At 70.4% G+C, this 10156-nt stretch carries 7 protein-coding genes and 1 pseudogene; 6 read left to right on the top strand and 2 right to left on the bottom strand.

The genetic code is table 11. The annotated features are described in order from the left end of the window. The 6 genes and pseudogenes from Q0716_RS07480 to Q0716_RS07505 form a co-directional block, all read left to right on the top strand. The coding region (locus Q0716_RS07480) for a MoxR family ATPase (protein ID WP_299021542.1) at nucleotides 1–493 on the top strand (493 nt) is incomplete at its 5' end. A gap of 5 nt (nucleotides 494–498) precedes the next feature. Continuing rightward, the gene (locus tag Q0716_RS07485; RefSeq protein ID WP_299021543.1) at nucleotides 499–1503 is read left to right on the top strand and encodes a DUF58 domain-containing protein; all 1005 of its coding nucleotides are present in this window, start codon (nucleotides 499–501) and stop codon (nucleotides 1501–1503) included. Further along, nucleotides 1494–4733 carry a lytic murein transglycosylase B gene (gene mltB / locus Q0716_RS07490; RefSeq protein ID WP_299021544.1) on the top strand — a complete coding sequence of 1080 codons (3240 nt, stop codon included), beginning with the start codon at nucleotides 1494–1496 and terminating at the stop codon, nucleotides 4731–4733. Before Q0716_RS07485 ends, mltB begins: the two co-directional genes overlap by 10 nt. 15 nt (nucleotides 4734–4748) lie before the next feature. Next, a pseudogene (locus Q0716_RS07495) lies at nucleotides 4749–5138 on the top strand (TAXI family TRAP transporter solute-binding subunit); the annotation flags it as partial. Between the two features lie 36 nt (nucleotides 5139–5174). Then, nucleotides 5175–7238 carry a TRAP transporter permease gene (locus tag Q0716_RS07500; RefSeq protein ID WP_299021548.1) on the top strand — a complete coding sequence of 688 codons (2064 nt, stop codon included), beginning with the start codon at nucleotides 5175–5177 and terminating at the stop codon, nucleotides 7236–7238. Then, a complete protein-coding gene (locus Q0716_RS07505) occupies nucleotides 7189–7773 on the top strand; it encodes a DUF1850 domain-containing protein (protein WP_299021550.1) in 585 nt (194 codons plus the stop codon). The genes Q0716_RS07500 and Q0716_RS07505 overlap by 50 nt, the downstream gene beginning before the upstream one ends. Here Q0716_RS07505 and Q0716_RS07510 read toward each other — a convergent pair. Beyond that, nucleotides 7739–8704: an alpha-E domain-containing protein gene (locus tag Q0716_RS07510; RefSeq protein ID WP_299021553.1), complete on the bottom strand. Its 966-nt coding sequence runs from the start codon at nucleotides 8702–8704 to the stop codon at nucleotides 7739–7741. The two genes, Q0716_RS07505 and Q0716_RS07510, sit on opposite strands and share 35 nt — an antisense overlap. A 32-nt stretch (nucleotides 8705–8736) precedes the next feature. After that, nucleotides 8737–10156: circularly permuted type 2 ATP-grasp protein (locus Q0716_RS07515; protein ID WP_366139725.1), on the bottom strand; the 1420-nt coding region annotated here is incomplete at its 5' end.

The following is a 10156-nucleotide window of genomic DNA, read 5'->3' on the forward strand; positions in this document are numbered from 1 at the left end:
CGCCACGCAAAACCCGTTCGAGCAAATCGGCACGCACGCGTTGCCCGAATCGCAACTCGACCAGTTTTTGATGCGGCTATCACTCGGCTACCCCAACCGCCGCGCCGAGCGTGCGCTGTTGGCGGGCGAAGACCGGCGCGACATGCTGCAACGGCTGCCGGCACTGGTCGATGGCACCCGACTGCGGGCACTGCAGCAGGCCGCGGGGGCGGTGACGGTCAGCGACGCCCTGCTCGACTACGTGCAGGCGCTGCTCGAGGCCACGCGCGACGGCCGCTGGTTCGTGCACGGGCTCAGCCCCCGGGCGGGCCTGGCGTTATTGCGCGCCGCGCGCGCCCGCGCGCTGGTGCAGGGGCGCCGCTACGTGGCGCCGGACGACGTGATCGACGTGCTGGTGCCGGTGGCCGCACACCGACTCGTGCCCGTCAGCGGCGCGGGGCGCGATGCGGCCGGCCAACTGCACGCGCTGGTACAGGCTCTGCCCTTGCCGTGAGCCCGATGGCCGCCCCCTCCCAACCCCACAGCGGCTGGCGGCAGCGATGGCGCGCCTGGTGGCTGGCCCGCCTGCCCGTCACCGCGCAGCACGTGCTGACGCACCGCAACCTGTATCTGTGGCCCACCCGGGCGGGCTGGATGCTGGGGCTGACGCTGCTGCTGTTGCTGGTGGGCAGCATCAACTACCAACTCAACCTGGGCTACGGCCTGACATTTTTGTTGGCGGGCAGCATAGCCGCGAGCGTGCACGTCGGGCATGCCAACCTGCGCGGGCTGCGGCTGCAGGTCTCGATCGACGGCGAGGCCTGGGCCGGGCGCCTCATCCCGGCCCGGGTGTGGCTGGAGGCACCCGGGCGCCACCCGCGCTGGGCGGTGTCGGTGCAGTGGCTGCAGCCCGGCGCGGCAGCGGCCGGCACCGACGTCGCCGCGGGCGACCGCACGGCGATCGAGCTGCCGCTGGTGCTGCCCACGCGCGGACGGCACGCGCTGCCGCTGCTGCGGGTCGAATCCCTGTACCCGCTGGGCGTCGTCCGCTTCTGGAGCGTGTGGCGCCCCGCAGGCAGCGTCACGGTCTACCCCGCGCCGGAACCCGACGCCCCGGCGCTGCCCACGGCCTCGCTGTCCACGCCGGCGCCTTTACAGCCCGTAGCGCTACCCATCCGGCATACCGCCACGGGCGACGCGACACCACAGGCCGTGCGTCCGTACCGCACTGGAGACGCCGCCACTCGCGTGCTGTGGAAGAAGGCGGCGCGCACCGATGGCAACCCAGCGGGCTGGCTGGTGCGCGCCGCCGAGCCCACCCCGCCATCCGCCGACCTCTGGCTCGACGAGGCCTGCTGCGGCCTGGGGTCGCTGGAAGCCCGGCGCTCACGCCTGGCGGCCTGGGTGCTGCGCGCCGACGCCGAGGGTCGGCGCTACGGCCTGCGGCTAGCCGCTATCGTCATCGAGCCGGACCATGGGCCTGCCCACCGCCGCCGCTGCCTGGAGGCCCTGGCATGCCACTGACCCCGTCGGCGCTGTTTCCGCGCCTCGCTGCCCTGCCGCGCGAGGCCCGCGACACCCTGTTTCTGCTCACGGTGATCGGCGGGATCGTCGTGCTGCAGGCCGGCCACGTGCCGGGGTGGACCAGCGCGCTGGCTTTTGGCGTGCTGGCCTGGCGCGGCTGGCTGGCCTGGCGGGGGCGCGCGCTGCCGGGCTGGCCGTGGCGGCTCGCGCTCACAGCGGTGGCCGTGGGCTTGACGGTCTACACCCACCGCACGCTGCTGGGCCCGGAGCCCGGCGTGACGATGGTGGTCGTGCTGCTGGCCCTCAAGACCCTGGAGCTGCGCGCGCGCCGCGATGCGTTCGTGGTGTTCTTCCTGGGCTTTTTCGCCTTGCTCACGCCACTGCTGCAATCGCAGTCGCTGCCGATGGCGCTGGGCATCGTGCTGGCGGTGTGGGGGCTGCTGACGGGGCTGGTGCTGGCCCACCGCCCCCATGGCCGCCCGCCCCTGGCGCAGGCGGCACGCACGGCCGGTGGCATGGCACTGCTGGGGGCGCCCATCATGGCGCTGCTGTTTGCGCTGTTTCCGCGCCTGCCGCCGCTGTGGGGTATCCCCACCGACACCGCCCTGGGGCGCAGCGGTCTGTCGGGCCAGATGCAGGTCGGCGACGTGGCCCGGCTGGCGCTGGACGAGCGGGTGGCGCTGCGCGTGGCGTTTCCGGATGGCGCACCGCCGCGCGAGGCGCTGTATTTTCGGGGGCCGGTGCTGCGGGTCTTCGACGGGCGACGCTGGCGACCGGTGCACGGCCCGGATGCCGCCACCGATGTGCCCGTCGGCTTGCTGTTGCACGACACCGGAGGCGATTTCGCACCGCTCGGGTCGGCTGTGCGCTATCAGGTCACGATGGAGCCCAGTCTGCGCCCGTGGCTGCTGACGCTGGACGCCACGCCCACCGCCCCGGTGATCACTGCCGCCGCCGGTAGTCTGGCGGGTTTGACGCCGCAATCCTCGCCGGATGGGCAGTGGTGGCTGGCGCGCCCCGTCACCGACGTGCTGCGCTACGAGGGGCACGCCTACCCCGCGCACCAGCGCGGCACCAACGCGCAGCGGCTGGCGCTGCAGGTGGACCGCGAGCTGCCGCCGGGCTACAACCCACGCACGCTGGCCTGGGCACAGCAGCTGCGCCGCGACTTGGGCGAGCCGCCGCCGCACGTGCTGGTCGACGCGGTGCTGCGCCGCTTGCGCGATGGCGGCTACCGCTACACGCTCGAGCCCGGCCCCTACGGACGCGACACGGCCGACGAATTTTGGTTCGACCGGCGCGAGGGCTTTTGCGAGCACATTGCCTCGGCGTTCGTGATCGCGATGCGTGCGCTCGACATCCCCGCGCGCATCGTGACCGGCTATCAGGGTGGTGAGCCCAACCCCTTGGACGGGCGGTGGACCGTGCGCCAGAGCGACGCCCATGCTTGGGCCGAGGTCTGGCTGCCCGGCAAGGGTTGGGTGCGTATCGACCCCACCGCCTACGTCAGCCCGGATCGCACCACCACCGCACAGCGGCTCAGCCCCCCGCCCGGCCCCGTTGCGGCCGCGGTGGTCCGGTTCGACCCGCGGCTGCTGACCACGCTGCGCGCCGTCTGGGACGCCGCCAACCAGCGCTGGAACGACTGGGTATTGGACTATGGCCCTACGCGCCAGCTCGATATGCTGCGGCGGCTGGGCTTGGACGCGTCGGACTGGCGCGACGCCGCGCGCGCACTGGGCATCGCGCTGGCCGCGCTGGCGCTGCTGGGCACCGCGGCCCTCGTGTGGCACCGGCCCCGCCGCGACCCGTGGCAGCACCTGCTGGCGCGCGCCGCTCGGCGCTGGGCGCGCGCGGGGATAGCATGCCCGCCGCCGCTGACCCCGCGCCGACTGCTGGCCCGCATCGAACAGCACCCGACCGTGCAAAGCGATGCCGACATGCGGCGCGCCTGGGCCGAATGGCTGCTGGCGCTGGAAGCGGTGCGCTACGATGCACGCGTGACGACGCCTTCCCGACCCCCGATGCCCGATCTGCCAACGCTCGCGCGCCGACTCTCCACACTGCCCCTGCCACCCAAGGCAGCGCCGGACAACGCGCCGGCCCTGCGTCGGCGCACCCTGCTCGTCATGGCCGGACTGACCGTGCTGGCCGGGGCCGGCACCCCAAGCGTGGGCCAGGCCCGCCCGCCCGCGCCTGCCGACCCCACCTATGCCGCGCGCACCGATGCCCAAGCGCTGGCCGCGGCCATCGACGCCGCCGAGGGTTGGACGGACGGCTGGGCGCAGCGGTGGCTCTCCCGCGCCCGGCGTGACGAGCGCGTCACGCGCTTGATCCTGCCCCCACCACCCGCCGCATTCAAAGATTGGGCTGCCTACCGCGCGCGCTTCGTCGAGCCGACGCGCATCCAAGCCGGCGTGCGCTTTTGGTCGGCGCACGAGGCTGCGCTGGCACGCGCCGAAGCCGAATACGGCGTCCCGGCAGCGCTGATCGTGGGCATCATTGGCGTCGAGACCCTCTACGGCCGCCACCTGGGTCAGCACCGCACGCTCGACGCGCTCACCACGCTGGCGCTGGACTTCCCGGCCGCCCACCCGCGCGCCGCCGCCCGCCAGGCGTACTTTCAGCAAGAGCTGCGCGCCTTCTTGCGGCTGGCGCGGCTGGAGGGCACCGCCCCCGATGCGTGGCGCAGCAGCTACGCGGGCGCCATGGGGCTGCCGCAGTTCATGCCCAGCAATTGGCTGGCCTACGGTGTGGATGCCGACGGCGATGGCCACGTGGACCTGACGGCCAGCGCCCCCGATGCCATCGCGTCCGTGGCCCGCTTTTTGCGCGCCCACGGTTGGCGGCCCGGTCTGGCACCGACGTACGCCGTCACGCCCCCTGCCGATGGCGAGCATTTGGCCACGCTGCTGGCCCCAGACATCCGCCCCACGTTCACGCTGGACCAATTACGCGCCCTGGGCGCGCGCCCCGCGCCCGAGGCTGAGGCGCACACCGACGGGTTGCTGGCGCTGGTCGAGCTGCAAAACGGTGACCCCACGCGTGGCGGCGCCCCCGCCACCTATGTGCTGGGTACCGATAATTTCTACGCTATCACCCGCTACAACCAGAGCAGCTATTACGCGATGGCCGTGCTGGCGCTGGGCCATGCCGTCGAGCAGGCGCGCGCCGTCGGCGCCCCTGCACCGGATGTCACCCGGGCGTCGCCGCCACGGGGTTTCCCCTGAGGTCGCCAACTCGACGCCACGCTGCAGTCAGCCGGGTTGGGCGTGGCCTCCATCCGCGATCTGGCCACGGCCATCAAGATCGTCGTCATCCCGGTACCCCCGGAAGTCGTGGCCAAGGTGGGCGACCCGGCGTACCAGCCTGCGGTCATTCCCGCCAACACCTACACCGGCCAAACGACGGACATACCGACGGCGGCCATCCCCAACTTTTTGGTCACGCACAGCGGCGTGCCCGAGGACTTGGTCTACCGCATGACCAAGGCCATGTATGACAACCTGGACACGCTGTACGCCGCGCACAACGCCGCGCGCGCCATCAAGCGCGACAACGCCCTCAAGGGCATGCCGGTGCCGCTGCACCCCGGGGCCGAGCGCTACTACCGCGAAGTGGGCTTGATCAAGTAACCACTGTGGGCCCACGCTGACGCCCCACCACGATACATGCAAGCCGAACCGGTTCACCCGGCCCCGTCCGGCGCCACGGGGCCCGACTGGCGTGCGCCCGCCACCTGGGTGGCGCTGGCGTTTGCGGCCTTCCAGCTCTGGATGGCGGCCTTTCACCCGCTCTCCAGCCAGGTCATCCGTGCCCTGCACGTCGGATTCGTGCTGTGGCTGATCTTTTTGCTGTATCCGCCGTTTCAGCGTCGCGGTCCGCGGCTGGCCCAGGCCGGGCGCGCGCTGGGTTGGGTGCTCGGGGTCGCCGGCTTTGGCACCGGCTTGTACCAGTGGGTGTTCGAGGCTGACCTGACCCAGCGCGCGGGCGAACTCGAGGGCTGGGACTGGTGGGTTGGCATCGCCGCCATCGCGCTCGTGTTCGAGGCGGCGCGCCGCGTCATGGGCTGGGGTCTGCCCATCATTTGCGCGGTTTTTTTGGCCTACGCGGCGTTTGGTCAGCACCTGCCCGGCGCCCTGGCGCACCGTGGCTACGACTGGGAAATCCTCATCGCCACGCTCGGCTTTGGCACCGAGGGCATCTACGGCACGCCCACCTACGTGTCGTCGACCTACATTTTTTTGTTCATCCTGTTTGGCGCGTTTTTGGAACAGGCGGGCATGGTGCGCCTGTTCACCGACTTTGCGATGGGCACGGTGGGTCACACGCGCGGCGGCCCGGCCAAGGTGGCCGTGCTGTCGTCGGGCCTGATGGGCACGATCAACGGCTCGGGCGTGGCCAACGTGGTCACGACCGGGCAGTTCACCATTCCGCTCATGAAGCGCTTCGGCTACAGCCCCGCATTCGCGGGCGGGGTCGAGGCCACCTCGAGCATGGGCGGCCAGATCATGCCGCCGGTGATGGGCGCGGTGGCCTTCATCATGGCCGAGACCATCAACGTGCCCTACTTGGCCATCGTGCAGGCGGCGCTGATTCCCGCCATCCTGTATTTCGTCACCGTGTTCTGGATGGTGCACCTGGAAGCCGGACGCAAAGGGTTGGTGGGGCTGCCGCGTGAGCAATGCCCCAACCCGTGGACGGCGGTGCGCGAGCGCTGGTATCTGCTGCTGCCGCTGCTGGGGCTGGTGGTGCTGCTGTTTTCAGGCTACACGCCGATGTTTTCCGGTACGGTCGGGCTGGCGCTGACCGTGGTGTTGATCTTTGGCGCGGCGGTGATGCAGGGACTGCGTGGCCGCGCCCTGCGCTTCGTGTTCTGGGTGTTGCTGGCACTGGCGTGCAGCGGGTTTTTCCGCTTTGGCGCCGGCGCCTTCTTCGTGATCACGGCCGCCCTGGTGGCGCTGACCTACGCACTGCGCTGCGGCCAGCAAGCGCGCGCGCTGGCCCTGCAGGCGCTGGTCGACGGCGCACGCCACGCGCTGCCGGTGGCGGCCGCCTGTGCGTTGGTCGGGGTCATCATCGGGGTCATCAACCTCACCGGCGTGGCGGCGGAAATCGGCGGGCACGTGATCGCCATCGGGCGCGACAACCTGCTGCTGGCGCTGGTGCTGACCATGCTGACGTGCTTGGTGTTGGGTATGGGGATCCCGACCATCCCCAACTACATCATCACCAGTTCGCTGGCCGCGCCGGTGCTGCTGGAGCTGGGCGTGCCGCTGATCGTGTCGCACATGTTCGTCTTCTATTTCGGTATCATGGCCGACCTGACCCCCCCGGTGGCGCTGGCGGCGTTCGCAGCCGCGCCCATCGCGCGCGAGCGGGGCCTGCTCATCAGCCTCAACGCGGTGCGCGTGGCCATCGCCGGCTTCATCGTGCCCTACATGGCGGTCTACAGCCCGGCACTCATGCTGCAGGGCGACCCGACGGTGTGGGCGGTGGCGTGGATCGTGTTCAAGGCGCTGGTGGCGATCGGACTCTGGGGCGCGGGGGCGATCGGACACCTGTGGGGGCCGCTGGCCTGGTGGGAGCGCCTGTGGGCGATCGGCGCGGCCAGCCTGCTGGTGGCGGCGCTGCCGGTCACCGACGAGGCTGGCCTGGCCGGCACGGTCGCGTTGCTCGTATGGCATGGCTGGCGCCAGCGCCGGCGGCCTGCGCGAGCGACCGGCCGCTCCTGACGCGGATGTGCCGATGGCGGGCGGCTGGGCCCTGTGCTTGTTGTGGGCGGCCTCCGCAGCCACCTTGCCGCCGAACACCGACGGCGCGCCGCCCACCGCGCACGAGGCGGTGCATTCCGCGCGCCAGATCACACTGGCCTGGATGCACACCATCGAGCGCACGCGCTGGGAGGAGCGCTACGACCTCGTCGGCCCGGACGACACCGACGGTCCGTGCGCGCCCGTGCCACACGGGGCGCTGTGCCCGCGCTGGGTGCGCGTGCAGGGCTCGGGGGCCGGCATGGAGCCCGCCCCGCCCGCCACGTGGCGGGATGGCGGCTACGAGTGGGCGCCGCCCGCGTTGCCCGTGTCGGCGCTGCGCCTGATGCGCTCGCCCCATGCCGCAGACTACACGCTTTGCCTGGATGCGCACTGCCGCCCACTGACCGCGTGGTTGCCGCAGACGCCGCCGCCCGAGGGCGTGGTACGTTTGCGCGTCTGCCCGGCGACGGGTGTGTCGCTCACGCCGGCACCGGCAACAAAAACGTCTGGCTGATGCGCGTGCCCAAGGCGTTGATGCGCTCGAGAAACTGCGTCAGAAACGCGTGCAGCCCATTGGCCAGAATCTCGTCGATGCGGGCAAACCGCAACTCGGCGCGCAAGCGCCCCGCGTGGCGCTCGGTCTCGGCCGACTGGGCGTTGCGCACCGCCTCCAAATTGCGCACGACTTCTTCCACGCAGGCGCTCAGGCTGCGCGGCATATCGGGGCGCAGAATCAACAGCTCGGCGACGCGCTCGGGCGTGATCACGCTGCGATACACCTTGCGGTAGATCTCGAACGCGCTGACGCTGCGCAGAATGCTGCTCCAGTGGTAGAAATCGAGCGTGGCGTCCGTGCCCGCGGCGGCACCCGGCGTCGCGGCCTCGGCAGGGGCGGCATGGAATTTGACATCGAGCATGCGCGCCGTGTTGTCGGCACGCTCCAAAAACGTGCCCATGCGCAGGAAGTGAAACGCCTCGTCCTGCAGCATGGTGCCGTAGGCGACCCCGCGCGAGACGTGCGAGCGAAATTTCACCCACTCGAAGAAGCGCGCCGGATCACGTTCGAATTCGCCCGCTTTCAGCAGCCGCTGCAGCTCCAGCCACGTCTGGTTGTGCGCCTCCCACAACTCCGTGGTCAGCACCCCACGCACGGCACGCGCGTTCTCACGCGCCGCGCGCAGGCACGAATAGATGCTCGATGGGTTGTATTCATCGCGCACCATGAACTGCAACACGTCACGCGCACTGACCTCGCCATACTGATACTGATACGCCGGCATCAGCTCGCTGATGCGCAGCAACCCCTCCCAGCCCTGCCGCGCCACCGCGTCGGGCTGTGGCAGCAGCGAAGTCTGGTAGTGCACGTCGAGCATGCGGGCGGTATTTTCAGCGCGCTCGGTGTAGCGCGCCATCCAGAACAGGTGATCGGCGGTGCGGGACAGCATGACAGTCTCCGGTGGCGTTGGGGTTGACGGAATCAAGTCTCCAGGACCCACGTATCCTTCGTACCGCCGCCCTGTGACGAATTGACGACGAGCGAGCCCTCGCGCAACGCCACCCGCGTCAGCCCGCCGGGCACCATCTGCACCGTCTTGCCCGACAGCACGAAGGGCCGCAAATCGATGTGACGCGGGGCGACGCCCTGCTCCACAAAGGTCGGGCAGGTCGACAGCGCCAGCGTCGGCTGCGCGATGTAGTGCTCGGGGCGCGCCCGGATCGCGGCGCGAAAGTGCTCGATCTCGGCCCGGGTCGCGACCGGGCCGACCAGCATGCCGTAGCCGCCCGCGCCATGCACCTCCTTGACCACCAGCTCCTCCAGATGGTCCAGCATGTAGGCCAGGTCATCGGCCTCGCGGCCCAGGTAGGTGGGCACGTTGGCCAGGATCGGGCGCTCGCCCAAGTAGAACTCGATCATGCACGGTACATAGGGGTAGATCGACTTGTCGTCGGCCACGCCGGTGCCGATCGCGTTGCACAGCGTCACGTGGCCGCGCCGGTAGGCATCGAGCAGGCCCGCGCAGCCGAGTTGCGAATCGGCGCGAAACGCCAGCGGATCGAGAAAATCGTCGTCGATGCGCCGGTAGATCACATCGACGGGCTGCGGCCCGCTGGTGGTGCGCATGTAGACGCGGCCGTCGCGCACGAACAAGTCCTGCCCTTCCACCAGCTCGACCCCCATCTGCTGCGCCAAAAAGGCATGTTCGAAATAGGCGCTGTTGTAAATGCCCGGCGTCAAAACGACGACCGTCGGGTCGGCCACCTGACTGGGCGCAACCGAGCGCAGGGTCTCCAACAGCAGGTCGGGGTAGTGCGCCACCGGTGCGACGCGGTATTCGCGAAACAGCTCGGGAAACAGTCGCATCATCATGTTGCGGTCTTCGAGCATGTAGCTCACGCCGGAGGGCACGCGCAGGTTGTCTTCGAGCACGATGTACTGCGCCTCGCCCGCTGCGCCCGGTAACGGTGCACGCACCACGTCGATGCCCGCAATGTGGGCATACACACTGCCCGGCACGTCCAGCCCCACCATTTCGGGGCGAAACTGCGGGTTGTGCAGCACGGGCTCGCGCGGGATGATGCCCGCGCGCAGAATCTCCTGCTCGTGGTAGAGGTCGTGGAGGAACCGGTTGAGGGCGGTGACGCGCTGCACCAGTCCGCGCTGTAGCTGCTGCCACTCGTGCGCAGGAATGATGCGTGGAATGACGTCGAACGGGATCAGACGCTCAGTGCCCGCACCGTCTTCGTCCTTGTCGCCGTAGACGGCGAACGTGATGCCGACGCGGCGAAACATCATCTCCGCCTCCTCGCGGCGAGCAGCCATGCGCTCAGGCGGCTGTTGCTGCAACCAGCGGGCGTAGGCGGCGTAGTGGGCGCGCACGCTGCCGTCGGCAGCCGTC

Source organism: uncultured Tepidimonas sp. (genome assembly GCF_938045175.1).
Taxonomy (GTDB): domain Bacteria; phylum Pseudomonadota; class Gammaproteobacteria; order Burkholderiales; family Burkholderiaceae_C; genus Tepidimonas.

Bases quoted from the DNA above. Each gene is read 5' to 3' on its own strand.
- Q0716_RS07500 (WP_299021548.1), top strand. From the start codon at position 5,175: ATGCAAGCCGAACCGGTTCACCCGGCCCCGTCCGGCGCCACGGGGCCC.
- Q0716_RS07505 (WP_299021550.1), top strand. From the start codon at position 7,189: ATGGCTGGCGCCAGCGCCGGCGGCCTGCGCGAGCGACCGGCCGCTCCT.
- mltB (WP_299021544.1), top strand. From the start codon at position 1,494: ATGCCACTGACCCCGTCGGCGCTGTTTCCGCGCCTCGCTGCCCTGCCG.
- Q0716_RS07485 (WP_299021543.1), top strand. From the start codon at position 499: ATGGCCGCCCCCTCCCAACCCCACAGCGGCTGGCGGCAGCGATGGCGC.
- Q0716_RS07510 (WP_299021553.1), bottom strand. From the start codon at position 8,704: ATGCTGTCCCGCACCGCCGATCACCTGTTCTGGATGGCGCGCTACACC.